Genomic DNA, 23,012 nt, shown 5'->3' on the forward strand with positions numbered 1-23,012 from the left:
GCAACCATCCCATTCGAAAGCCTTTAAAACCAATCTACCATACTCGGGCGGCGAGGGCGACCGATAGCGCCGGACGACAGCTTTCGATTCGTCTCGGTTTTAAATCGGATGACCGTTTTTATCCGGCGCGGTTCTCCGGGAGCGAACGATCCCAGCGCAAGGCGATGGCCGTCCCCCGGCCGGGTGCCGTGTCGACTTCGATCGTCCCGCCGAGGCCTTCGACCAGCGCCTTGGTCACCGCCATGCCGAGGCCGGTGCCTTCCGCGCAACTTTCGGTATCGGTCCCGCGGTAATAACGCTCGAACAGCCGCTCGGCCGTCCGCTCGTCCATGCCGTCCCCGTCGTCCTCGAACCGGATCGACAGCCCGCCGTCCGGCTCCGCCCGGACCGAGACGGTCAGCATCGTTCCTTCCCGGTTATGCAGCAGGGCGTTCGCGACGAGATTGTCCACGATTCGCTGGAACCACGGCCTGTAAATGTCGAGCCATGCGGCCCGGCTGTCCGGCGCGAAGCGAACGCCGTTCTCCGGATATTGCGGATGGCTGGACGCATCCCGCACGGCTTCGGCCAGGTAGTCGTTCATATCGACGGTCTCCAGGGACGGAGGCCGGCCGCCGTGCCGCAAATGATACGTGAGCGTCAGATCGTTGATCAGCTCGTCCAGGTGGGACGATTTGTCCAGAATCACCTTGGCGAACGACCGCACCTCCTCGGCCGTCCACTCGTAAGCGTCGGCGTTCAGCATATGCGCATAGCCTTTGATCGAAGAGAGCGGCGTTTTCAAATCGTGGGAAACGCCGGCGATCCATTCGTCCTTCAGCCGCTCGTTCTCCGCCCGCAGCCGCTCGTTGCGGCGGAGCGTCTCGGACAGGGAGTCCAGCGAACGGACGACGTCTCCGAACACGCGGTAGCCGCCTTTCGTCCGGCCTCTGCGGTTGCGGCTGCGCGACGGGCCGGAGCGGCCCGCGGGCTCGGCGTACTTGCCCTCGTCCAGCGCGCGGATCCAGTTCAGCATATGGACGATCGGAGCGCCGAACCGGTGGCCGAACCCATAGGCGACGAGCGCGAAGATGGCCATCGCCGCGGCGAACACGCCGCCGACCGCGGCGACGATCACGCCGGCCTCCGGCGGGAAAAGGGGCCCCTCGCCGGGCGCAAAGCCGGACAGCGGCTCGCTCAGCACCCAGGTACGTCCGGTCGCCTCCTCGTAAAACGAAGTCAGCTTCGCCCCGTAACGGTCGGCATATACCGAGCGGAGCGCCAGCTCCTGCAACGAGTAGCGGCCGAGCGCGCCGGGCGGCTTGTTGCTCGAGGCCAGCTCCGCGCCCGACGAATCGAGCACCTGCAGCCAGGCGCCCGACCGCCGCAGCCGGTTCGCCAGTTCCTCCGGCAGCGCGATCGATCCTTCGCCGATTTCGCCCCGTTCCGCGAACTGCTCCAGCAGCCGATCGTCCTCGTTCGAGAGCCCGTAAACGAGCGTGTGGGTGACGCCGTCCTTTTCCTGAATCCATAAATACAATGGATACGGAAACTCCGTCTTGCCCATCCAGTACGCGACGAGCTCTCCCGGACCGTAGGCGTCCGGCACGTCGGGCGGGGTGAAATAGGCGTCCGTCACCCGGCCGTTTTCGTCGATGCGCTGCAGCCAGCCGCCGCTGTCGCGGATAATGGACAGCAGCTCGGGATCGAAGGTCAGATCGCCTCCCTCGTTCCGCAGCGTCTGCACGAGCCGGTAAAGTCCGGCATTCTCGAAATCTCTCGCCGTTTCGATCCGCATCAGCTGCTGGTAGCTCCAGTATACGGCGCCTCCCGCGAGCGCGAGCAGCGCGATGCCGGCCAGCGTCAGCCAGACGATCAGGCGGAACGCTAGCCGCCATTTAACGTTCATCTCCCGCCTCCTGTTTGATCAGCTTGTAGCCGAGGCCGCGGACGTTGATCAAATATTTCGGACGGGACGGGTCGGGCTCGATCCGCTCCCGGATCCGGTGAATATGCACCATGACCGTGTTGTCGTCGTTGACGCTGTTTTCGCCCCATACCCGCTCGTACAGCTCGCTTTTCGTAAATACCCGGTTCGGGTGCTTGCACAAAAACAGCAGCAGCTGGAACACGAGCGTCGGGCACGACACGATCCCGCCTTTCACGCGAAGCTCGGCGGCGGCCTCGTCGACCTGGAACCTGCCGAAATCGTATACGGGACCGCTCGGCGAGGGGAGGGACGCGGAATTCGCGGCTGGCGCGGCCGGCATTCCGGAGCGGCGAAGCAGCGACTTGATGCGGGCGACCACTTCCAGCGGATTGAACGGCTTGGTGACGTAATCGTCGCCGCCGACGGCAAATCCGGTCAGCTTGTCCAGGTCCGTCGTCCGCGCGCTCAAGAACAAAATCGGAGCGTTCGTGATCCGGCGGATCAGGGGGGCGGCTTCGACGCCGCTCATTCCCGGAAGCATGACGTCGAGCACGATCGCGCGATACTCCCTCCGCGTGCAGCATTCGATCGCCTGCTCGGCAGACGCGGCTTTATCGATGTTCGCGAATCCTTCCTTGCGCAGCACGGTCTCCAGCAGCGTCACGATCGACTGTTCGTCGTCGACAAGGAGAATTAAAGCCTCGTTCACGTTTGGAAAGCTCCTTTTTCATCCGATGTTCCCTCTATTGTACCATTGCCGCCTTTCCGGATAAGCGAAGCGAATCTTAACGGAACCTTAATTTTCGGGAAGCGAATTAAGCCAAATATAAGGCTCGGTTTGTTTTTCCGCAATATTCGTTCGTTAAGATGAAAGAGACCAAACGAAGGAAAGGCGTGGAGAGAGATGAGAGTGCAAGGTTTGGCATTGGTGCTGGCGATGGTCGTCTTGACGGGGTGCGGCGGCGGAGGAGGAGAGGAACCGGCGGGAACCAAGGCCGAAGGAACGCAGGAGGCAAGCGCTTCCCCGGAACAGGCCTCCCCCTCGTCCGGGACGGAGGCGCCCCCCGCGACGCGCTACGAAGCCGAACAAATCGGACAAGCGCTGCTGGACGGGGACTACGCGAACGTTTACGGGCAATTTACCGAGGACTTTCAAAAGGAGATTTCGCTTTCCGACTTCAGCGAGACGGTGCAGGGGTTCAGCGAGGGACTTGGCGAATGGGAGCCGCAGTCCGTCCTGAAGCTTAACGGCAGCCAATACGCGGCCTGGAAAGAGAGGGACGGCGACAGGGGGCTTACCGTCATTATGGACGGGGAAGGCCGCATTTCGGGTTTAAGGCTCCTCGACGCCAAAACCTTCCCGGAAACCGACAAGGCGGAAACGAAGCTCGAATACGGGTTGCCGGTCAAAGAGGACTGGTTCGTGTTTTGGGGCGGCGACAACGTCCTGCTGAATTACCACTACGAGTTCGAAAGCCAGCGCTACGCGTACGATCTCATCCGGGTCAAGGACGGGTTTTCGTACGAAGGCGATCCGGCGCGCAACGAAAGCTATTACGCGTTCGGACGGGAAATCGTCGCGCCCCGGGACGGCACGGTCGTTCAAGTCGTGAACGATATCGCGGACAACGAGCCGGTCGGGACCGTGAACGAAGACCAGCCCGCCGGCAATATGGTCGTCATCGATCACGGAAACGGGGAATACAGCTATTTGGCGCATTTGAAAAAAGGATCCGCGACGGTGAAGGTCGGCGATGCCGTGACCAAAGGAGAAACGATCGGCCTCGGCGGCAATTCCGGCAATTCGACCGAGCCGCATTTGCATTTTCAACTATCGGACGGCCCGGACCTGTTTGCCGGCAAAGCGCTGCGGGTTCGCTGGGAGGACGGCCTCCGTCCCGTCCAGGGCGAGACGGTCCGGCCTTCGTAACGATTCGGCGGGATCCGCGGTTCCCGGCTGCAAGCTCGTCTTTCGAACAAGCCGGAACTCGTCTGCATATTAGGTCAAGTCCCCTCATAAGAATGAACCATGGATTAACCAACTGTGCAGAGGGGTGGATTGCATGCGTCGTCGGATCCCGTTGATCGTCGTCGTTGCTCTGTTGGCCGGATTGCTGGCCGCTTGCGGGAGCAAAAACGCGGACACGGTCGTAAAGGATTTGGACAAGGTCATCGGAAAAATGGAAAGCTACGAAGGAAGCGGCACCATGATTTTGCATACCGGCCAGCAGCCGCAGGAGTACAAGGTCGAAGTTTGGTACCAGAAGCCGTCCTACTATCGCATCGCGCTGACCAACGCCAAAAAGGACATTACCCAAATCGTGCTCCGCAACGACGATGGCGTATTCGTGCTGACGCCGAGCCTGAACAAAAGCTACCGGTTCCAGAGCGACTGGCCGGAAAATCAAGGCCAGGTCTACTTGTACCAGACGCTCGTTCAGAGCATCGTTCTCGACAATTCGCGGCAGTTCGCGTCCGACAAAGACGCCTACGTGTTCGACGTCATGGCGAGCAACTATAACAACGGCTCGTTCGCGCGGCAAAAAATTTGGCTGTCCAAATCCGATTACGCCCCGCGCCATGTGGAAGTGACGGATACGAACGCCAATTTGATGGTCGAAGTGAAGTTCGACAGCTTCACGTTCGGCAAAAAATTCGAAAGCTCCGCATTCGATATGCAGCAAAATATGGCGGCGCCGAACGCCGGTCAGCCTGGCGGCGAAACGGGAGCGCAAGAAGACGGCGACGCCGTAAACGGGGCTGACGACGGCCAAGGCGCGGAAGGCGAACCGTCGGCGGAGCCGGGCACGGCGCCCGACGAGCCGACCGGCGGGGCGATCGAGGGCGGCGAAGAGACGGCCGGGGAGCCGGGAGCGGGCCTTCCCGAGGAGGCTCCGGTGACGGTCGAGCCGGATCCGGACTATTTGCCCGAGGGCGTGGAGCAGAAGGACGTCTTCGAGGTCGATCTCGCGGACGGAAGCATCGGCGTCGTGCTCCGCTATACCGGAACTTACGATTTTACCATCATGGAGACGGTAGCGAAAGAGACGGCCGCGACGACGAGCGAAGGCATCGCGCTCGATATGGGCTTTACGATGGGGCATCTGACGACGGGCGACACGAAGACGCTGACATGGACATACGACGGAATGGATTACCGGCTGACGACGGCGGATCTTCCGGAAGAAAACATGGTCCAAATCGCGCAATCGATGGTCGATTCGTCGGGAAAATAAGGAAAACGAAGAGCCGGCATAACGCGTCCGGCTCTTCGCGTATCCGCCGGCCCTCCGGGATCGGCACCAGGTAAACGTTGGAAGCCGTTCATTCGTTGACAGTACTGCGGTCTCCCGGTAACATTACTTTATTAGGTTTAAAGCTGGCTTTGACAGAATAAAGTAGGTGACGGGCTTTCGTGGATACTTTTTTTCGGCCGACGGCGGCGGAAATTTCTTTGGATGCGCTGGAGCATAACGTGAAGGCGTTCCGAAGCCGGCTGCCGTCCCGCACAAGGCTGCTCGCCTCGGTGAAGGCGAATGCCTACGGACACGGAGCGGTCGAGACGGCCAGGGGAGCCCTGGCGGCGGGCGCGGATTATCTCGGCGTCGCCTTTCTGGACGAAGCGCTGCAGCTCCGAAGGGCGGGAATAACGGCCCCGGTGCTGGTGCTCGGGTATACGCCGCCGGAAGGACTCGCGCTTGCGAGGGAACAAGGAATTACGGTTACATTGTATCGGGACGACAGCTTATCCGCGATCGAGAAGCTGCCGGCGCAAGGCCCCAAGCTGAAGGCGCACGTGAAGATCGACTCCGGCATGGGGCGTCTCGGCGTGCTTCCGGGACGGGCGGCCGAGCGTTTCCTGGAGCGGGCGTGCGCGCTTCCGCAGCTGGAAGTCGAGGGCATGTTCACCCACTTCGCGAAGGCGGACGAGAGCGACAAATCCCATTCGCTCATGCAAGCCGAACGGTTCGCGACCGTCGTCGATTACGTCCGGCGCAGCGGGCTGCCGCTGAGCATCATTCACGCGGGCAACACCGCCGCCGGCATCGATTTGCCGGATCATATCGGAGGCATGCTGCGGCTCGGAATCGGCATGTACGGCTTGTATCCGAGCGCGGAGGTCCGGCAGGAGCGGGTTCGGCTGGAACCGGTCATGACGCTCAAAACGCAGCTCGTGCACGTGAAGACCGTTTCCGCCGGCGAAGGCATCAGCTACGGGGCCCGCTACGTGACGACCGGCACGGAAACGATCGGAACGCTGCCGATCGGGTATGCGGACGGCTACAGCCGGATGCTGTCGGGCAAAGCCGAGGCGCTGCTTCGCGGAAGAAGGGTGCCGGTGCTCGGCACGATCTGCATGGATCAGTGCATGATCCGGCTGGACGACGCCGCGCGGGACGGATCGGCCGGGTTCGAGCCGGGAGAAGAGGTCGTGCTCATCGGGCGGCAGGGCGGCGAGACGATCACGGCCGAAGAAGTCGCCTCTCTGCTCGGCACGATCAACTATGAAATCACTTGCATGATCGCCGCCCGCGTTCCCCGCGTCTACGTGCGCGGCGGAAGGATCGCGGAAGTCGTCAACCCGCTGGCGTAGCCCGGGAGCAAAATATTCGTTTTATGCTCCTCGCCGGCAGGAAAAGCGCGCCGGAAAGCGAATGATACAATGTTGGCTTCGACCCGTATATTTCTTACCTGGGACCGACATACTGGAAATTATTGAGGGCTGGAAAATCTTTGGAGGTGCTTGTTCGGTGGCCAATGCGCATAATACGAAGAGAATCATGATCAGTTTGCCGGATCATCTTCTAAGAGAAGTGGACTTTGTGGTGGCAAAGGAAAATTCCAACCGCAGCGAAGTGATTCGGCAGGCGATGAAGCAATATCTGGTGGAGCGGAAGAAACGTTTGATTCGCGACTCCATGCAGCGCGGTTACCTGGAAATGGCCAAAATCAACCTGAACATAGCATCGGAAGCTTTCCAAGCGGAAGAAGACGCCGAAAGCACGCTCGAACGTCTCGTAAGCGGGGTGTAGCCCATTGATCGTCAAGCGCGGGGATGTATTCTATGCGGATTTGTCTCCGGTTGTCGGTTCGGAGCAGGGCGGCGTGCGCCCCGTGCTCGTCATTCAGAACGATATCGGCAACCGTTTCAGTCCGACCGTAATCGTAGCGGCCATCACGGCCCAAATCCAGAAGGCGAAGCTCCCGACGCATGTCGAGATCGATTCGAAATTGCACGGTATGGAACGGGATTCCGTCGTTCTGCTTGAGCAGATCCGCACGATCGACAAGCAGCGGCTCACCGATAAAATTACGCACTTGGACGAAGAAATGATGCGCAAAGTGGACGACGCCCTGCAAATCAGCGTCGGACTGATCGATTTTTAAACCAGGCGGCAACCGGAGAAAGCGGTTATCGCCTTGTTTTTTCACGGCAAAGGTTGACAGGCGGGCTGTTTGTGCCGTATGTTAAACAAACGATTAAAACAAGTGATTAGAACAAGTGATTAGAACTAGAGAGACAGGTGGAGGAGAAATGAAAACGATAAAGCTATTTATGAAACGGCCGACAACGTGGGTTGGCATCGCGACCGCCCTTATGTTTCAGTTGATTTTTTCGATCGTCTGGATGACGGGATACGAAGGCGTAACCGACCGGATGGACCGGCTGCATGTCGGCATCGTCAACGAAGACGCGTTAATGGGAGACGCCGTTTCGCAATTGCGGGCCGGGTTGCCGGTTCAGACCGAACTGCTCGAAAGCATGGACGCGGCGATGGATCGCCTGGACAAGCGCGAGCTGCAAATGATCGTCCGTATCCCGGCGACGTTTTCCGCCGACGCGGCGGCAGCGGACCGGCAGGCGGAAATCGAATACGTGGTCAACGAATCCAATCCCGCCCTGATCAAAAGCATGATGACTTCGATTTCCGCGCAGGTGACGGCCCAAGCGAACAAGGCGGCCGTCGGGAAAGGCGTGGAGCAAATGCTTTTGCAGGCGCGGCAGCCGGCCGAGCAAGCTTCGGCGGCATCCGGCGCTTTGGCCGAGCGGGTCGTCGGAAACGTCCGGTCGGTCAATCCGGTTGCGGGCATGAACAACCAGATGGTGCCGATGATGATGGTGCTGGCGTCCTTTGTCGGCTCGATGATCATGAGCATGAACCTGGAGCAGTCGTCGATGGCGTTGGCCGCTTCCGCCGGACGCTGGCGGCGTTTCGGCGCCCGCTCCCTGTTGAACCTCGCGGCCGCGATCGTCGTGTCGCTGGTCGGGGCGGCGCTTATCCTGTCGCTCGGCGGCCAGGCGGAGCAAGGATTCTTCGCGTTATGGGGGCTGCTGTTCGTCATTTTGCTGTCGTTTTTGTTCGTTACCCAAATGTTCCTGCTTTTGTTCGGACCGGCGGGCATGCTGTTCAACATCCTGCTTCTGTCGATTCAGCTCGTCTCGTCCGGAGCGATGGTGCCGAGAGAGCTGCTGGGCGACTTCTATGTGGAGCTGGGCAAATTTTTGCCGGCGACCTATGCGGTGGAAAGCGGCATGGACGTGCTGTTCGGAGGCGCGGGAGCCGGTCGGGCGATCGGCATTCTGCTGCTGATCGCCGCGATCGGGGCCGGCGTCGGCGCCGGGGCCGTCGCGCTCAAGAAGGGGCGGATCCCCGCCCAAGCTCCGGTCGCGCCGCGCTCGTAATTTCGGGAGCGCTTGATTCCCGCACATGCTCTGGTTCATAATAGAGTTTAATCCTGATCGAAGCGGGAGGGACTCATGGATTCGGCGGAACAGGACGTAAAGCTGCGTTTGCTGCTTGCTGCAAAGAAGCTGTTCGCGCAGCAGGGCTTCGACCGGACGACAACCCGGCAAGTCGCCGAGGAGGCCGGAGCGAACGTTGCCTTGATTTCGTATTACTTTGGCGGCAAAGAGAAAATTTTCGAAGCAATCTTCGAGTTTTTTTTGCCGAAGGAATTGATTCTGGAGAGCCTGAACCGGTCGTTTCATCCGGTGGAAGGAATATGCTTCATCATCGAGCAGGTGACCCATTTCCGCTACCGAGAACCGGAGCTTATGCTCATCGTCCAGCAGGAGATTTCGCTCGGCACGCCGCGAAGGGAACTCGTTCGCAAGCATATGTTCCCGATTTGGGGCAAGCTGCGTGATTTGCTGGAGGAAGGGCGGCGTTGCGGCGTTTTTCGGTTCCGTTCGCTTGACCATGCGTTTCTGTCCGTTCTCGGCACGATTCTGTTTCACAAAAAGAGCGACTATTTCCAGCCGCTGATGACCGAAGCCCCGCAGTCGGCCCAGGAGCTTGTCGATCATTTGACCGACTACGTGTTGGGCGGACTTCATTTTAACGGAGACGGGGATACGCAACGATGACGATGACGCAGGCGCTTCCGGCCGGAAGCGCTTGTTTTTCGTATTTTTCAAGGAGGCCTGTTTGGAGATGAGCGAACTGACGAAAAGTCCGGAAAAAGGCGCGGAGGAGCGAATGATCGCCCTGATCGCCGGAGAGCTCGGGTTGAAGCCGGCTCAGGTGCGGACGGTGGCGGGATTGCTGGACGAAGGCAACACGATTCCGTTTATCGCCCGTTACCGCAAGGAAATGACCGGCGAGCTGGATGAAAACCAGCTGCGGGCGGTCGAGGAGCGCAGGGCGTATTTGAAGCAGCTCGAGGAACGCAAGGGCGAGGTGCTTCGGCTGATCGACGAGCAGGGAAAGCTTACGCCGGAGCTGCAAGCCGCGATCGCAAAAGCGGTCAAGCTGCAGGAGATCGAGGATTTGTACCGGCCGTACCGGCAAAAGCGCAAGACGCGGGCCAGCGTCGCCAAGGAGCGCGGGCTGGAGCCGCTGGCCCAATGGCTGCTTGCGCAGCATCGGCAGGGCGACGCGAAGGCGGAAGCGGCCCGTTACGTCGATGAAGAGAAGGGCGTCGCGACCCCGGAGGAAGCGCTTCAGGGCGCGATGGACATTATCGCCGAAGGCATCGCCGACGACGCGGACATTCGCAAATGGGTGCGCCGGTTCACCTGGGACCACGGGGTGCTGCACAGCAAGGCCAAGGACGCGGAGGCGGAATCGGTATACGAGATGTACTATCGATATTCGGAGCCGGTCAAGCGGCTGCCGCCGCACCGCGTGCTCGCGATGAATCGCGGAGAGCGCGAGTCGGTGCTGGCCATTTCCGTCGAGGTGCCCGCCGAGCGCGTCGTGGCGGAGCTGGAGCGCCGCGTCGTGCGGGGGCCGTCCGTCTCCCGGGACTATCTGGCCGCGGCCGCGGAAGACGCCTACAAGCGGCTCGTCGCGCCTTCCATCGAGCGGGAGCTGCGCGGCGAGCTGACGGAAAAGGCGGAAGAGCACGCGATCGGCATCTTTTCCGAAAATCTGCGCAATCTGCTGCTCCAGGCGCCGGTCAAAGGGCGGGTCGTCCTGGGCGTCGACCCCGCATACCGGACGGGCTGCAAGCTCGCGGTCGTCGACGATACGGGCAAGCTGCTGGAAGTCGCGGTGGCGTACCCGACGCCTCCCCACAACAAGAAGGCGGAGGCCGAGGCGCTGTTCCGCAGGCTGATCAAGCAATACGGGGTGAACTTGATCGTCATCGGAAACGGGACCGCCTCGCGGGAGACGGAGCAATTCGTCGTTTCGGTCATGAAGGGGATGCCGGAGCAGGGGCTGCAATACTTGATCGTCAGCGAGGCGGGGGCGAGCGTGTACTCGGCGTCCAAGCTCGCGCAGGACGAATTCCCGGATCTCGACGTGGCGGAGAGAAGCGCCGTCTCGATCGCCCGCAGGCTGCAGGATCCGCTCGCCGAGCTGGTCAAGATCGAGCCGAAGGCGATCGGCGTCGGCCAGTACCAGCACGACGTGACGCAGAAGCGGCTGGAGCAAAGTCTCGGCAGCGTCGTCGAATCCGCGGTCAACCACGTGGGCGTGGACGTCAACACGGCCTCGCCGTCGCTGCTCGCCTACGTGTCCGGCATCAACGCGACTCTCGCCAAAAACATCGTCAAGGTTCGGGAAGAGAAGGGCAAGTTCGCAAACCGCGCCGAGCTTCAGAAAGTGCCGCGCCTGGGCGCCAAAACGTATGAGCAGTGCGTCGGCTTTCTGCGAATCATGGACGGCGCCAACCCGCTCGACCGGACGCCGATCCACCCCGAGTCGTATCCCGTCGTGGACCGGCTGCTTGCGATGATGGAATCGCCGCCGTCCGCGATCGGCTCGGAGGAACTGCGCGCCAAGCTGCAGCGGCTCGATCTGGCGGATATGGCGCGGCGCCTCGAAGTCGGGGCACCGACGCTGAAAGACATCGTGGACAGCCTGCTGCGGCCGGGGCGGGACCCGCGGGACGAGCTGCCGCCGCCGATCTTCCACACCGACGTTCTCGACATCGAGGATTTGCGGCCTGGCATGCAGCTGCAGGGAACGGTGCGGAACGTCGTCGATTTCGGGGCGTTCGTCGATATCGGCATCAAAAACGACGGGCTCGTCCATATTTCCCAGATCAGCAACCGCTTCGTCAAGCACCCGACCGAGGTTGTCGCCGTAGGCGATACGGTCACCGTTTGGGTGCTCGGCGTCGACCTGAAAAAGGGGAGGGTCAGCTTGACGATGAAAGGACCGCTGGACGGTTAGGAGAGCGGGAACTTCGCTCACTCGGGTTCTCCCGACAACGGTCAAAAGGCCGCCCGCATCCCGCGAGTTATCGCTCAAGGGATGCGGGCGGCCTTTATCGTCGGGGCCCGCGCCGGGCGGCGGACCTTGCCGCTGCTAGGCTTCCGAGCGGGTTCCGTTCGCAGAAGACGCTACGCTCAGTGCTGGGAACGCGTGGCCGTCGTCTGTTGCGACGGCGTTTGCCGCTGGTAGAAAAACCAGCAGTCGTTCAGCATTTTAATTTGCCTGCGGTCCTTTTTCAGGTACGCTCGCATGAGCTGATTGCACAGCCATTGCGGCATCGCTGCCGACCTCCTCCCGTCATGCTGTGTTAATAGCATATGGGAGCGGGGCAAATGTCGTGCAGGTCCGATGCGGCGAGCCGGGCGAAACGGGTCGCAAGGCAGAGGCTCGGGGCTGCCGGCAACGGGCTGCCGGCTTCGGGGGCGCTTAAGCCGCTTTCATCAAAGCAGCTCTTCCTCCTCGTACCATTGCTCGAGTTGAGCCTGAAGGGCGCGAATTTCGGTCAGCAGCGAAACGAGCGGGTACGCCGATTCGCGAATCGCGGCGAACGTTCGCTCCAATTCGTCGATATAGCGCAAGCCGCTTACGGGGGCCGTTTGTTCGTCCAGCAGCTCGAGACCGGAGCATTCGGCCACGGCTGCGGGCAGCTCGGGAACGTTGTCGGCGGTCAGCTTGGACAGCTCCTTGTGCAACCGCAAATTCAATGCGCTCAATTGATAGGCGTGAGAAGCCGGCATCTCGACAAAAAGCAGGCTCCCGTCTTTCCGCTGCAGCAGGACGTAGGACATCTTGGACATGGCGTTTGCGGTTCTCCCCTCGGGCAATTTCTACTTGACAGTGTAGCCCAAGAAGAGGCTACAATTCAAGTAGTTTGGGCAGGACGGGCGGGTCGCGACGCGCCTCGATCGCGCGGGCCCGAGACGATACGGAAACGAGGAGAACGCATGACCGACGCGGAACTGCAAGCTTGGGTGGAGAGCGTGTCGCTAAGCGCGTTCGGGCTTCCCTTCAAGCATAAAGCGACATTTAACGGGAGGCTGCGGACGACCGGTGGACGTTACTTTTTGAAAAGCCATAACATCGAGATCAGCCCCCGCCAGCTCGCGGTGCACGGAAGCGAGGAAACCGAACGCATCATCAAGCATGAGCTTTGCCATTACCATTTGCATTTGGCGGGGCGGGGATACCGGCATCGGGATCCGGAATTTAAAGCGCTGCTCGCCAAAGTCGGCGCGACGCTATATTGCAAAACGCTGCCGGGGGCGCGAAGAACCCTGCCGATCAAATATTTGCTTGTTTGCCGTTCGTGCGGCATGACCTATCCGCGCAAGCGCAAAACCGACCCGCGCAAATACGCGTGCGGGCGGTGCCGGGGAAAGCTGAAGCTGGTGGAAGCCGAGCAAAAAAATTCATTCGAAAAACCGCTTGACTTCCTCCTCGAACCATGATAAATTAATTCATGTCGCTTCGAGAGCTTCGCTCTAAATCAAATCATATTCCCTGATAGCTCAGTCGGTAGAGCACTCGACTGTTAATCGAGTTGTCACAGGTTCGAGTCCTGTTCGGGGAGCCATACGGAGAGGTACCCAAGAGGCCGAAGGGGGCGCTTTGCTAAAGCGTTAGGGTGTAACAGCCGCGAGGGTTCGAATCCCTCTCTCTCCGCCATCGTAATTTTGATTGGCGACACGTACATAAAGGTCTGGCCGGATGTCCGGTCGGGCTTTTTTTCGTTTTGCGAAGGAGAGAGCCATGAAGCCTGTGTTGGATTTTATCCAACGGACGGAGCTAAAAACGGGGGGAAGCGGAGCTAGAGTGGATTTTATCCAACGAGAAACGGCCATTTCGGCTGAAAAGGGCGAAAGCGGTCTCGCTCGATTGGACAAAATCCAACGGAGCCAGCGAACTTTGCGTTAAAGCCGTTTTTTGATTGGACAAAATCCAACGAAGCCCCGCCGAGCCTCGAATGCCCTCGCCAGATGTCCCAAGCCCTCGCCGCCTGCACCTTACCGCAGCCTGCGCTCGCCTCGCAGTTCAACCCCCGTCTAAACCGTTTTACTTGCCGGCGGCTTAAAGCCACTTTTTCTTTTTGTAATAAAACCACAGCGAACCTGCAATAATGATCATGATGACGAGCAGCAGCGGATACGCGTAAGGCCAGTCCAACTCCGGCATATACCGGAAGTTCATCCCGTACAGCCCGACGACGAACGTAAGCGGCAAAAAAATCGAGCTGACGATCGTGAGCGTTTTGATGATTTCGTTCATCCGGTCGGATTTCATATTCACCTGCAAATCGAGCAGCCCGGTCAGCGAATCCCGGAACGAATCGATGGAGTCGAGCACCTGCGAAATATGATCGTGGATGTCGGTAAAATAAACGTCCGCCTCCTTGCGGCTGTAGGGGAAACGCTGATGGCTGAGCTCGCCGATCGCGTTTCTTTCGTCGAAAAGGATGCGTCTTAACGTGTGCAGCCGGCGCTTTAACCGGAATACCTCGCCCGAGATTTTGACATGGGGATTGACGATGATGGCCTGCTCGTATTTTTCGATCTTATCGTCGATCTTGTCCGATACGATGATGTAATCGTCCACGCACTTGTCGAGCAGCCGGTACAGGATGGCGCCGCTGAATTCCATGTGCCTCAGTTCGTTCCGTTTAAAATCGGCCGCGGCTTCCGCGATCGAGTCCACCTCGTCGGCGCAGACGGTAATGACGTAGTTAGGACCGATGACGTGTTCCATCTCGACAAGGGACAAATCGCGACGGATATGAAAAAAGGTAAGCAGCAGGTGATTTTCGTACCGATCGAGCTTCGGACGCTGGTTTTTGGCGACGCAATCCTCGACGAGCAGCGGGTGGCAGCGGAAAACGTCGGTCAATATCCGTTCCGTTTCCCCGTGCGCTTTTCCGATCAGCGGGATCCATGCCACCTCGCCTTCTTCCGGCATGCGTATCTGCGTCTCCCGGGCGGATTGGGACCGGGTATCGTATAAGATCATCTTCGCCATTTCGACCCCTCCTTTTGACATCAGGTAGCATATTAATAACCAAAAAAAAGTTTGGCTAAAAGGCTTGCTATCCACGCGGGATTCGGATATAATCATTTTTGTCGTCTGAAAGGGCTGCTGGTAAGCGGACGCTTCGAGTGATATCCGGCCCGTTGGTCAAGGGGTTAAGACACCTCCCTTTCACGGAGGTAACAGGGGTTCGAATCCCCTACGGGTCACCATGCGAGCCATTAGCTCAGTTGGTAGAGCACCTGACTTTTAATCAGGGTGTCGAAGGTTCGAGTCCTTCATGGCTCACCAGTTCGATATGATTCGAATCGCGGAAAGCATGCGCTTCGGACGACAACAACTTTATAACGTGCGGTCGTGGTGGAACTGGCAGACACACTATCTTGAGGGGGTAGCGCCCACAAAGCGTGCGGGTTCGAATCCCGCCGACCGCACCATACTTAAATCGATGAAATCCCTCGATACATAAGGGATTTTTATTTTTGTCATTTTACTGGAGCGGAAGGAGGAATGCTTTTCGGAGGCCGTTACACGCCAATTTTTAGTCACATACTTGTCTAAAGTTTCACTCCCTCTTCATCTGATTTTATTGATCCCCAAATCCCACTGTATGACTAATACATTTTTGACTCCCGGGTATGCTTTTATCGTCCACCTTTCCAACTTTTGAACACCTTGGTTAATGCATCGTTACACGTATCGGTCATCCCTTGCAATCAAGTGGGGGGCGGGCGAGATCGACTCGCGGCTGCAAAAGATCAATAACTGCCCCAAATATGCGTAGCCAACCGTGCAAGAGAAACCGGGGGAATTATCGAATGGATCGATTGGCGTACGCTCGGAACTCGGCTTACAAACTATATTTGAGTTGTCGTACGAATGCCATGTTAAAGTGGAGGATAAAAAGTTAGAATTGAACGGATAATTTCTGATTTTATCTTTTACTTGATGAACTGATTCAATTCAGAAAAAATGAGTGCGCGTTATGATGAAATAAACTGATTCAAAATTGTTGAAAATGGGGATAATTTAATTAACGAAAAGAGAAGTTAAAACCGGAACATCTCGAGTTACGTTGAATATGAATAAATATAATGAATTGTGAAATTTTTTTTACCACTATGCGAACCGATAAGTTTAGGGTAAGATATTGGTGTTGGCGTTGATCAGGAATTGACGACGAAAGGTGGCAACATTTATGGCTACCAAAAGCTTTACTTCAGAGTTCAAATTTAATCAGAAGTCCAGTTCGAAATTGGCCGATGCGATTGAAAAATCCAAAAGAGTGGATCATGAAATCAAGCTGACGGTTAATGATGTCGTGCGGACTGAAAAAATACAAAGAATTATGGAAGGCTTTTTGAAAGGGAAATAATGTCCTTAAATGTCATTTCCCTTAATGATATGATTAGATCAATACCAACAGAGGAGGATATTAAAAAACTCCTCTTTTCGTTCAGCACTTATAAAGCTCAAGATAGTTCTGGTGCCGAAGATGTAGAATATTTTTTGCATAATAAAGCCATTCAATTCGAAAAAATGGATTTGGCTAGGACTTATTTAGTTATGTCTACTTACAAATCTAATCCAGTTCTCGTCGGATATTTTTCTATTTCTAATAAACCTCTTTCAATTCCTAACAAACAATTTCGCAAACTAACAAATAGTATGCAAAAACGTTTAATGGGAATTGGGCATAAAACTGAGCAAAGTACCTTTATTATTAAAGGTTACCTTTTGGGGCAATTAGGAAAGAATTTTAGTGATGAAGCTCGCTCAGCTAATTGTTGTAGTGGTAATGATCTTCTCCAACTTGCTTATAGAAAGATTGCTGAGGCCCACCGTATTGTGGGCGGTCGTATATTATATCTAGAATGTGAGAACGTAGAAAAAATTATTAATTTTTATAAAGCAAATGGATTTAATCTGATTGATGCGTTTGAAACAGAAAATGGATATTGCATGATGGTAAAACAATTAAAGGATATTTTATAAAAGCACGAGAGAGTAAGCCTCGTTGCTTTTTTTGCTTTACGTGTAAAAGGACGGTATCTGGTATGTAATGAACTATTCGATCGCACGGCGTCAAAAATGAAATCTAGTTCAGTCGTATTCAACAACAAACTGAGCAAATTTGGCAAGCGCAGATTTCCGCGTTCAATTCTTGAACGGACGACTGCTTGTATGCTAGATTGCAGATATATATAATCCTGATCTTCCCATATGAAGATCATTTTTTCGATCCCGTAGACGTCTGCACAGCTAGTCCAATTGACGAAGACAGGCGAGTCCTTATGTTTGAAATATGATCCAAAATACCGGACAAAGACCGCAGCGGCAAGTTTATTTATATTACGAATTTGGCGATTATCACGCAAATGCAATCCGCGCAAGAGCGCCATTCAATCGGGAGGGGGCGGGAGGCAATGGACATGACCGGGAAGATCTGTCTCGTAACGGGAGCGAATTCGGGAATCGGCAAGGCAACCGCTCTCGGACTCGCGAAATCCGGGGCGCATGTCGTCATGACGGCAAGGGACCGAAAGCGCGGGGAGGAAGCCAGAGAGGAGGTCATTCGGCTCAGCGGGAACCGGAAGGTCGAATTGCTGCTGGCGGATCTGACGGCCGGCGATGGCATCCGGTCTTTGGCAAGCCAGTATTTAAGCCGGCATGACAACCTGCACGTGCTGATCAATAATGCCGGCGGCGTTTTCAAAGATTATCGGAAAAACGCGGAGGGAATGGAGCTGACCTTTGCGTTGAACTATTATGCGCCGTTTCTTTTGACGCAGCTTTTGCTTGAAACGCTGAAGAAAAGTTCGCCCGCCCGCATTATAAACGTGGCTTCGGAAATGCAGGCCGTAAGCCTGGATTTCGAGAAATTGATCGATCCCGGCGACTATCGCGCAATGAACGTTTATCGCGCTGCCAAGCTGGCCGTCGTCATGTTCACTTACGCGCTTGCCCGCAAGCTGTCAGGCACGGCCGTAACGGTCAACGCGGTTCATCCCGGGGTGATCTATACGCCTCAATCTGCGCGAATGGTGCCGTCCTTTCTTCGGCCGCTCTTAAAGCTGTTTATGTCCGCTCCGGAAAAAGGGGCGCGGCCATCGCTGAGACTGGCTATGGATCCCTCCCTTGAAGGCGCGACGGGGCACTATTACAACAGAGAAACGAAAAAGCAAACGGGACCGTTTTCCTATGATATACAGCAGCAGGAGATGCTGTACGAACGCAGTTTGGCGTTGTGCGGACTCGGCTAGCCTTGTTCTCGATAGCAGCATCCTCGCCAAAAGTTTAAGAAAACTTTGGCGTTTTTTTGTGCGGAGACGCAGAAAAAAAGTTTCCGCGCATGGTAGAATAAACCGCATAGAGCTTAGACGGGTTAAGGAAACAGGTGAACGCATGCTGGATACGCTTCAGATCATGACGCTGCTGGAGCTGCCGAGGGTCGGAAAGGCCACGGTGCGTCAAATGCTGGGGCTGCTCGACGGTCCCGTGAACGATTTGCGCGATCTGTACGAAGCGATGCTTGCGTGCAAAAGCTGTCTGAAAAGACTGCCGGCGCCGGACTACGGCAGTCTCGCGTCGGCCCGCGAGCGGGCGGTCCGTCAATTGGAGCAATGCGCCGCTCTCGGAATACGGGCGCTCGGTTTTTTTGACGAGCCGTTTCCGGCAAGGCTCAAAACGATTCCCAAGCCCCCGGTTCTGCTGTACGCCAAGGGGAACATCGACTGCCTTCAGGCTCCAGCCTCGGCGGCGGTGGCGGGGACTCGCTCGCCGTCCGAGTACGGCGCCCGGATCGCGTTCAAATACGGCGAATACTTGGCTCGCAGCGGCTTGGCCGTCGTTAGCGGCCTGGCGCTTGGGTGCGATGAGCATGCGCATAGAGGCTGCCTTGCTGCCGGCGGCAGGACGGTGGCGGTGCTGGCTCACGGGCTCGACATGGTGTATCCGTTCCGAAATCGGGAACTGGCGCGCCAAATCGAGACCGGCAGCGGCTGCCTGCTTAGCGAGTACAAGCTCGGATCGGTTCCGGAGAGCAACATGTACGTCGAACGGGACCGGTTGCAGGTCGGTCTTGCGGACGGGCTGATCGTCATCGAAACCGGCATAACCGGAGGAACGATGCATACCGTCGGCTTCTGTCTGGAACAGGGAAAAGGGCTGGGCTGCTTCGACCATCCGCGAAAGTTTTTAAAATCCAACGAAAAGGCTGCCGGCAACCGATACCTGATCGGGCAGGGCAAAGCGGTGCCTCTGTTTGATCGCGGCAGTCTGGATTCGTTCGTTGCGCATATTACTTCTAGGTGAAGACATGGAGGCGCTGCAATGCTCGGCAAATTGATCGGCGGGGCGATCGGAACGATATTCGGACCCGCAGGAACCGCGGCCGGGGTGGCGGTCGGCCATGCGCTGGACGCGTTGAACGGCAAGAGGAAAGAACGGACGTTGACGCCTTCTCCGCCCGAGGACATCGAGAAGCTGATCCGGGGGCCGTATTTTGCAAAAGGAGAAGCGTTTGCCCTATCTTATTATTTTCCGTTGACGGCCGATCGGGAACTCCATCATAACGATACGTTGACCAAGGCGATAATCGAAATGAAATACCATTATCGTCACGCCAATGCCGCTTTGTTCGCGGGAGCGGTTCAATGGTTCATCCTGAAAACGGGGATCCGCCGCGAAATCGACGGTATCGTCACATGCCCCGCCAGCCAAATCCGGGCGACGCAGCCGCTCGAGCTTATTGCGGAGAAGGTTTCCCAAAGCTTGTCGATTCCGTATTTCAAAGTGCTCGAAAAAAACGGGCAGGCGTCCAAAACTTCGGGTTCCGGGGAACGCAAGGCCTCGGCGGGCTCGATCCGTCTGACGGATTCGTCCGCAATCGTAAATAAACGGATCTTGCTTCTCGACGACATCATTACGACCGGCTATACGATGTCGGCTTCCAAGAAGCGTTTGCTGGAGGGCGGGGCCGCGGACGTTTTGCCGCTCGCCATTCTGTCGACCGCGGGGGAACATCCGCCTCAATTGCTGGAGCTCGGAGCGATAACCGCCGAAAGCGCGGGCATGCCCCTGACCCAAAGGGTCAAAGCCGGCGCGGTCGAACAATTTTATCTGTTCGATAACGGCAAGCTGAGAAAAGCGTATGCCCCGGAATACGGCGAGTATGTGAAGCAAAAGGCCAAAGAAGCGGAAGCGCGCGCCGAAAAGAGAAAGCAGGAAGAGGCGAAAAGAAAGGCCGAGGAGAAGCTGGAAACGCAGCGTCGCGCGGAACGGGAGCTCGACCGGCAAAGCCGCCTTGCGACGGCAGTGAGAACGGGAGACGAGCAGTCGTTTCGGCGGCTGATGGGCGAAGGAACCCGCCTTGCGGATTTCGAGCCTCTGATTCAGGCTCTCATGGCGAAGCACGATCGAATTGTGAAAGATTACATAAACGCGTGTCCGGAATCGTTGACGAACGAGGTTTTGTTCGCGGCGCTTGAGTCCGATTTCCCGGGAGAAATGCTTGAGAACAAGGTGAAGGCGTTCCATTCGAATAAGCGAAGAGAAGCGATCATTGAAGCCGTTCGCGAAGGAAGAAGCAAGGCGGTTCGCAAAATGGCGGGCATGGGATTCAACTTGAACGTCCGCGACCCTATGGGCGACAGCCTGCTCGATATCGCAAGGAAAAAAGGATATGCGGAAATCGTCGAAATCCTGAAATCAAAGAAATGACAACCTTGCGCCGTACGCGCGAAAAAAACCGCCCGCACCCGGATTCAATACCGGATGCAGGCGGTTTGCGGGCGTCCGTCAGGAAACCAGCTTCAGCTCGCGCAGGCTTTTGATCGATAAGTACGCTTTCCCGTCGGCGTATTTAATGGTAATTTTTCCGCCGTCCGTCAACGAATGAACGGCTACGCCCGGAGAGGTGTCCAGCCGGAATTGCGGCACTTCGACGGTAATCCCGTTGCCGGACAAGGTGAGCCCGTTGTAAATGCTGTTTCCGCTGAGCTCGCCGACCTCCGCTTTTATCCCCAAAGCCTCCGTGTCGTCCAGCGCCACCCAATCCTGCGAGTCGATGCCTTCTTCCGTGCCGCCGCCCGCGGATGCGTCTCTGTCTTTCAGCGTAATCGTACCGTTCGCGTAGCCGACATCATAACCGAACAACTCCCCGGCTTCGCGGAGCGGAATATATGTCGTCCCGTCATAGGTCAAAGGATCGTTGGACAAGTCCGCCGTTTTTCCGTTTATTTTCACGACGAAATCGGGCCGCAGCAGCGCGGTTACTTCTTTCCATGCGGAGGCGCCGAACGCGGAGCCTGCCGTGGCGAGCAAAATGCCGGCAAGAACGCCGACAACGAGCATGCGTGCGGATTTCAACAAAATCAGCTCCTTTTTGCGGTGTGTTGTCCATTATACCACGACAGGCCATCGTTCGCCCTCCTACGTTCGTATGGAATCCGGCGGTTCGGGACGGGGGTTACGGCCTAAAAAAGATAAAAGCATCGCGCCCTGTCGGCGCGATGCCCGATAAACCGTTTAAAACGAAAACTCAGTAGCCGCCGTAGCCTGCTTTGAGGATGATGACAAGCAGAACGAAGAGAACAAGAGCGAACGCGGCTGCGCCCATGCCGCCGTACTTGGGACCTTCGCAAGCAGCGCCTCCAACGGGATAACTCATGGCAATCACCACCGTTTGATTATTGTGAATGAATATCACCCTGTTAATCTATGTGCGGGGAAGCAGATCGACAGTACAGGCGCCCGGATCGGCAAATATCCGCGAGCGCACAAGCATTTTGGCCGAAAGAAGACAAGCGGGCGACGGAAAAAGATCCGATGAGAAAAATGTAAAAATAATGAAGGATCGTTCATATTCGCCTTTTTTTAAGGAAGCGCTAAGGTTTCGCGGGTACCGTTATCGTAGCGGGAGGGAGGCGATAGCTCAACCGGAGACTGCGGGAGCAACTCGCGACAATACATGCAAAAATTTCAAGGAGGTCATATCGGATGAAATTCAACAGATGGTCCATCATGTTGGCGTTGGCGGCTTTTCTGGCATTCGCCGCCGGCTGCTCGTCGAACGGCGATAACGGGAACGGCGGCAGCGTAACCGATACGGGCACGATACAAGAAGAAGCTCCGACGGATACGGGATTGGATGAGGAAACGGATATGGAGACGGAAGGCAGCCTGGATGACGGGGCTTCCGGCGAAGCGACGGACGGCGCGGCTGAAGGGACGGCCGGCGAAGGGGCAGCCGAACAAGACGCGGAAGCCGATGCCGGAGCGATCGGCGAAAGCGAGACGCCGGCGGAAGCGGGCGACCTGCCGGTTCAGGGCACGGATTCCGGCGTGACGGACGGCGTCACCTTGCCGGCCGCCGAATAAGCGTAAAGCCGCGAAGGCCGAAAAACGGAGAAGCCCGAAGGCGTCACATCGCCTTCGGGCTTCTGTTATTGCGCCGCGAAATACGCGATAAACGCTTCGGCGTTTTGCCGATGTTCGGCGGTCGCGCGAATCGCCGCGATAAATTCGTTTCCGGTAATGCCGAGCGTTTCGCCGATCGGGGTATCGCTCAGATCGATGCCGTAGACATGCTCTTCCGGTTGTTCATCTTCCTCGTTTAGGCCCGGCTCCAGCGTCTCCGCAACGGCGGCATCGGTATCCAGCAGCGGCCGGATCGCCTCGCCGGCGGCTTCCTCGAGCGGCAGGAACGCTTCCTGCTTGGCCAGCTTCGAAAAGTTGTCCCTGTCCAGAATGAATAAATCCGATTTATCGTCGATCATGGTGATCATGCTTTTTTGAATGAGGGCCATATCCTGCTCGCTGCGGATTTCGGAAGGCACGTAGGTCAGTCCGGCGATGACGCGCTGCCAATCGGGGAAAAGGGCGACGATATCTTCCGCGAGCGGCTCGGTATCGCTGCCGAAGCCCTCGCCGTAAAAATATTCGCCGAAAAACATGACCGACAGGCTCGCGGGAGGAAGGCTGGCGAGCCTCCGCTGCTCCTCGCGGTGATCGATATAGCTGTTTATGCCGTAACCGATAAGAGCGAGCACGAGAATGGCGCCCAGGATATGAAACTTATAGTATTGGAAAAAGTGCTCCCGCTTCAGCTTTCGTTCGGCTTTCGCCTTGTTTTTGCCGTAGTGCTGCTCGATGTACGCCTGGCTCTCCTGCTCCTTCTCGTAATCGAGGATAAAGCGGTAGGCTCGGGTTATGGCATCCTCGTCGAGCCGTTCGCCATCGGGAATTTCCGAGGCTTCTCGCATTTTCTGCGCCCGCAGCCGCCGCATCAGCAAGTAATAGCGGTGTTCAAGCTCTTCCTTCGTCGCATCCTCCGAAAGTCCCAGTACTTCGTAAGCCTGTTTCAAGCTTTCCATCGGGTCACCCTCTATTTTTCATGTTAAAAATAAGTATACAAT

Annotated in this window: 23 protein-coding genes and 5 tRNA genes; 20 read left to right on the forward strand and 8 right to left on the reverse strand. The window is 57.0% G+C overall.

Features of this window, described 5'->3' with window-relative positions:
• Positions 1-118 precede the first annotated feature (118 nt).
• Both B7E11_RS15580 and B7E11_RS15585 read right to left on the reverse strand, forming a co-directional pair.
• Positions 119-1,888 (reverse strand): sensor histidine kinase, encoded by a 1,770-nt coding sequence (locus B7E11_RS15580; protein WP_080836259.1) that lies wholly within the window; start codon positions 1,886-1,888, stop codon positions 119-121.
• Positions 1,878-2,618 carry a response regulator transcription factor gene (locus tag B7E11_RS15585; RefSeq protein WP_080836260.1) on the reverse strand — a complete coding sequence of 247 codons (741 nt, stop codon included), beginning with the start codon at positions 2,616-2,618 and terminating at the stop codon, positions 1,878-1,880. The genes B7E11_RS15580 and B7E11_RS15585 overlap by 11 nt, the downstream gene beginning before the upstream one ends.
• Before the next feature lie 195 nt (positions 2,619-2,813).
• Here B7E11_RS15585 and B7E11_RS15590 point away from each other — a divergent pair, with 195 nt between their 5' ends.
• The 8 genes from B7E11_RS15590 (at position 2,814) to B7E11_RS15625 (ending at position 11,535) form a co-directional block, all read left to right on the forward strand.
• Positions 2,814-3,839 carry a peptidoglycan DD-metalloendopeptidase family protein gene (locus B7E11_RS15590; RefSeq protein WP_080836262.1) on the forward strand — a complete coding sequence of 342 codons (1,026 nt, stop codon included), beginning with the start codon at positions 2,814-2,816 and terminating at the stop codon, positions 3,837-3,839.
• A 133-nt stretch (positions 3,840-3,972) separates the two neighbouring features.
• A complete protein-coding gene (locus B7E11_RS15595) occupies positions 3,973-5,145 on the forward strand; it encodes an outer membrane lipoprotein-sorting protein (protein ID WP_080836264.1) in 1,173 nt (390 codons plus the stop codon).
• Positions 5,146-5,324: 179 nt separating this feature from the next.
• Complete coding sequence (gene alr / locus B7E11_RS15600; protein ID WP_080836266.1) at positions 5,325-6,503, forward strand: alanine racemase; 1,179 nt, start codon at positions 5,325-5,327, stop codon at positions 6,501-6,503.
• A 157-nt stretch (positions 6,504-6,660) separates the two neighbouring features.
• Positions 6,661-6,942: a CopG family ribbon-helix-helix protein gene (locus B7E11_RS15605; RefSeq protein ID WP_080836268.1), complete on the forward strand. Its 282-nt coding sequence runs from the start codon at positions 6,661-6,663 to the stop codon at positions 6,940-6,942.
• 4 nt (positions 6,943-6,946) lie between these two features.
• On the forward strand, positions 6,947-7,297 hold the full coding sequence (locus B7E11_RS15610) for a type II toxin-antitoxin system PemK/MazF family toxin (protein ID WP_080836270.1): 351 nt from the start codon (positions 6,947-6,949) through the stop codon (positions 7,295-7,297).
• Between the two features lie 148 nt (positions 7,298-7,445).
• On the forward strand, positions 7,446-8,594 hold the full coding sequence (locus B7E11_RS15615; RefSeq protein WP_080836271.1) for a YhgE/Pip domain-containing protein: 1,149 nt from the start codon (positions 7,446-7,448) through the stop codon (positions 8,592-8,594).
• 75 nt (positions 8,595-8,669) lie between these two features.
• Positions 8,670-9,278: a TetR/AcrR family transcriptional regulator gene (locus B7E11_RS15620; protein WP_080836273.1), complete on the forward strand. Its 609-nt coding sequence runs from the start codon at positions 8,670-8,672 to the stop codon at positions 9,276-9,278.
• Positions 9,279-9,345: 67 nt separating this feature from the next.
• Positions 9,346-11,535 (forward strand): Tex family protein, encoded by a 2,190-nt coding sequence (locus B7E11_RS15625; protein WP_080836275.1) that lies wholly within the window; start codon positions 9,346-9,348, stop codon positions 11,533-11,535.
• 176 nt (positions 11,536-11,711) lie between these two features.
• Here the strand turns inward: B7E11_RS15625 and cmpA are convergent, their stop codons facing one another.
• Both cmpA and B7E11_RS15630 read right to left on the reverse strand, forming a co-directional pair.
• A complete protein-coding gene (cmpA, locus tag B7E11_RS29040) occupies positions 11,712-11,855 on the reverse strand; it encodes a cortex morphogenetic protein CmpA (protein ID WP_139787221.1) in 144 nt (47 codons plus the stop codon).
• 162 nt (positions 11,856-12,017) lie between these two features.
• The gene (locus tag B7E11_RS15630; RefSeq protein WP_080836276.1) at positions 12,018-12,374 is read right to left on the reverse strand and encodes a hydrolase/acyltransferase; all 357 of its coding nucleotides are present in this window, start codon (positions 12,372-12,374) and stop codon (positions 12,018-12,020) included.
• Positions 12,375-12,521: 147 nt separating this feature from the next.
• Between B7E11_RS15630 and B7E11_RS15635 the strand changes: the two genes are divergently transcribed.
• From B7E11_RS15635 to B7E11_RS15645, 3 genes are all read left to right on the forward strand, one after another.
• On the forward strand, positions 12,522-13,025 hold the full coding sequence (locus tag B7E11_RS15635; protein ID WP_080836278.1) for a SprT family protein: 504 nt from the start codon (positions 12,522-12,524) through the stop codon (positions 13,023-13,025).
• A 49-nt stretch (positions 13,026-13,074) separates the two neighbouring features.
• Positions 13,075-13,150 (forward strand) — tRNA-Asn (locus tag B7E11_RS15640).
• A gap of 3 nt (positions 13,151-13,153) precedes the next feature.
• Positions 13,154-13,242 (forward strand) — tRNA-Ser (locus B7E11_RS15645).
• Positions 13,243-13,644: 402 nt separating this feature from the next.
• On the opposite strand, the gene corA is transcribed toward B7E11_RS15645, so the two are convergent.
• The gene (gene corA / locus B7E11_RS15650) at positions 13,645-14,586 is read right to left on the reverse strand and encodes a magnesium/cobalt transporter CorA (protein WP_080836280.1); all 942 of its coding nucleotides are present in this window, start codon (positions 14,584-14,586) and stop codon (positions 13,645-13,647) included.
• Positions 14,587-14,732: 146 nt separating this feature from the next.
• On the opposite strand from corA, the gene B7E11_RS15655 reads away from it, so the two are divergent.
• From B7E11_RS15655 to B7E11_RS15685, 8 genes are all read left to right on the forward strand, one after another.
• Positions 14,733-14,807 (forward strand) — tRNA-Glu (locus B7E11_RS15655).
• Positions 14,808-14,810: 3 nt separating this feature from the next.
• Positions 14,811-14,886: transfer RNA gene (locus B7E11_RS15660), tRNA-Lys, on the forward strand.
• 60 nt (positions 14,887-14,946) lie between these two features.
• Positions 14,947-15,032, forward strand: a tRNA-Leu gene (locus B7E11_RS15665).
• Between the two features lie 761 nt (positions 15,033-15,793).
• Positions 15,794-15,970 (forward strand): hypothetical protein, encoded by a 177-nt coding sequence (locus B7E11_RS29620; RefSeq protein WP_176220781.1) that lies wholly within the window; start codon positions 15,794-15,796, stop codon positions 15,968-15,970.
• Positions 15,970-16,590: a GNAT family acetyltransferase gene (locus B7E11_RS15670; RefSeq protein WP_080836282.1), complete on the forward strand. Its 621-nt coding sequence runs from the start codon at positions 15,970-15,972 to the stop codon at positions 16,588-16,590. Before B7E11_RS29620 ends, B7E11_RS15670 begins: the two co-directional genes overlap by 1 nt.
• Positions 16,591-17,027: 437 nt before the next feature.
• Positions 17,028-17,858: an SDR family NAD(P)-dependent oxidoreductase gene (locus tag B7E11_RS15675; RefSeq protein ID WP_205428406.1), complete on the forward strand. Its 831-nt coding sequence runs from the start codon at positions 17,028-17,030 to the stop codon at positions 17,856-17,858.
• A 142-nt stretch (positions 17,859-18,000) separates the two neighbouring features.
• Positions 18,001-18,909, forward strand: coding sequence for a DNA-processing protein DprA (locus B7E11_RS15680; protein WP_176220782.1), 909 nt, complete (start codon positions 18,001-18,003; stop codon positions 18,907-18,909).
• Positions 18,910-18,927: 18 nt separating this feature from the next.
• The gene (locus B7E11_RS15685) at positions 18,928-20,316 is read left to right on the forward strand and encodes a ComF family protein (protein WP_080836287.1); all 1,389 of its coding nucleotides are present in this window, start codon (positions 18,928-18,930) and stop codon (positions 20,314-20,316) included.
• A 78-nt stretch (positions 20,317-20,394) separates the two neighbouring features.
• On the opposite strand, the gene B7E11_RS15690 is transcribed toward B7E11_RS15685, so the two are convergent.
• Together B7E11_RS15690 and B7E11_RS15695 are read right to left on the reverse strand one after the other, a co-directional pair.
• On the reverse strand, positions 20,395-20,964 hold the full coding sequence (locus tag B7E11_RS15690; RefSeq protein WP_080836288.1) for a stalk domain-containing protein: 570 nt from the start codon (positions 20,962-20,964) through the stop codon (positions 20,395-20,397).
• A gap of 172 nt (positions 20,965-21,136) precedes the next feature.
• Complete coding sequence (locus tag B7E11_RS15695) at positions 21,137-21,265, reverse strand: sporulation protein YjcZ (RefSeq protein WP_080836291.1); 129 nt, start codon at positions 21,263-21,265, stop codon at positions 21,137-21,139.
• A 329-nt stretch (positions 21,266-21,594) separates the two neighbouring features.
• Here B7E11_RS15695 and B7E11_RS15700 point away from each other — a divergent pair, with 329 nt between their 5' ends.
• The gene (locus tag B7E11_RS15700; RefSeq protein WP_080836293.1) at positions 21,595-21,975 is read left to right on the forward strand and encodes a hypothetical protein; all 381 of its coding nucleotides are present in this window, start codon (positions 21,595-21,597) and stop codon (positions 21,973-21,975) included.
• A 65-nt stretch (positions 21,976-22,040) separates the two neighbouring features.
• On the opposite strand, the gene B7E11_RS15705 is transcribed toward B7E11_RS15700, so the two are convergent.
• Positions 22,041-22,970 (reverse strand): hypothetical protein, encoded by a 930-nt coding sequence (locus B7E11_RS15705; protein WP_080836295.1) that lies wholly within the window; start codon positions 22,968-22,970, stop codon positions 22,041-22,043.
• Positions 22,971-23,012: the final 42 nt, after the last annotated feature.

It is taken from the genome of Cohnella massiliensis (genome assembly GCF_900169535.1).
GTDB lineage: Bacteria > Bacillota > Bacilli > Paenibacillales > Paenibacillaceae > Cohnella > Cohnella algarum.

Coding starts and splice junctions, on each gene's coding strand:
- B7E11_RS15580 (WP_080836259.1), bottom strand. CDS start 1,888: ATGAACGTTAAATGGCGGCTAGCGTTCCGCCTGATCGTCTGGCTGACG.
- B7E11_RS15590 (WP_080836262.1), top strand. CDS start 2,814: ATGAGAGTGCAAGGTTTGGCATTGGTGCTGGCGATGGTCGTCTTGACG.
- B7E11_RS15595 (WP_080836264.1), top strand. CDS start 3,973: ATGCGTCGTCGGATCCCGTTGATCGTCGTCGTTGCTCTGTTGGCCGGA.
- B7E11_RS15615 (WP_080836271.1), top strand. CDS start 7,446: ATGAAAACGATAAAGCTATTTATGAAACGGCCGACAACGTGGGTTGGC.
- B7E11_RS15620 (WP_080836273.1), top strand. CDS start 8,670: ATGGATTCGGCGGAACAGGACGTAAAGCTGCGTTTGCTGCTTGCTGCA.
- B7E11_RS15625 (WP_080836275.1), top strand. CDS start 9,346: ATGAGCGAACTGACGAAAAGTCCGGAAAAAGGCGCGGAGGAGCGAATG.
- cmpA (WP_139787221.1), bottom strand. CDS start 11,855: ATGCCGCAATGGCTGTGCAATCAGCTCATGCGAGCGTACCTGAAAAAG.
- B7E11_RS15630 (WP_080836276.1), bottom strand. CDS start 12,374: ATGTCCAAGATGTCCTACGTCCTGCTGCAGCGGAAAGACGGGAGCCTG.
- B7E11_RS15635 (WP_080836278.1), top strand. CDS start 12,522: ATGACCGACGCGGAACTGCAAGCTTGGGTGGAGAGCGTGTCGCTAAGC.
- corA (WP_080836280.1), bottom strand. CDS start 14,586: ATGGCGAAGATGATCTTATACGATACCCGGTCCCAATCCGCCCGGGAG.
- B7E11_RS29620 (WP_176220781.1), top strand. CDS start 15,794: ATGGCTACCAAAAGCTTTACTTCAGAGTTCAAATTTAATCAGAAGTCC.
- B7E11_RS15670 (WP_080836282.1), top strand. CDS start 15,970: ATGTCCTTAAATGTCATTTCCCTTAATGATATGATTAGATCAATACCA.
- B7E11_RS15675 (WP_205428406.1), top strand. CDS start 17,028: ATGACCGGGAAGATCTGTCTCGTAACGGGAGCGAATTCGGGAATCGGC.
- B7E11_RS15680 (WP_176220782.1), top strand. CDS start 18,001: ATGCTGGATACGCTTCAGATCATGACGCTGCTGGAGCTGCCGAGGGTC.
- B7E11_RS15685 (WP_080836287.1), top strand. CDS start 18,928: ATGCTCGGCAAATTGATCGGCGGGGCGATCGGAACGATATTCGGACCC.
- B7E11_RS15695 (WP_080836291.1), bottom strand. CDS start 21,265: ATGAGTTATCCCGTTGGAGGCGCTGCTTGCGAAGGTCCCAAGTACGGC.
- B7E11_RS15700 (WP_080836293.1), top strand. CDS start 21,595: ATGAAATTCAACAGATGGTCCATCATGTTGGCGTTGGCGGCTTTTCTG.
- B7E11_RS15705 (WP_080836295.1), bottom strand. CDS start 22,970: ATGGAAAGCTTGAAACAGGCTTACGAAGTACTGGGACTTTCGGAGGAT.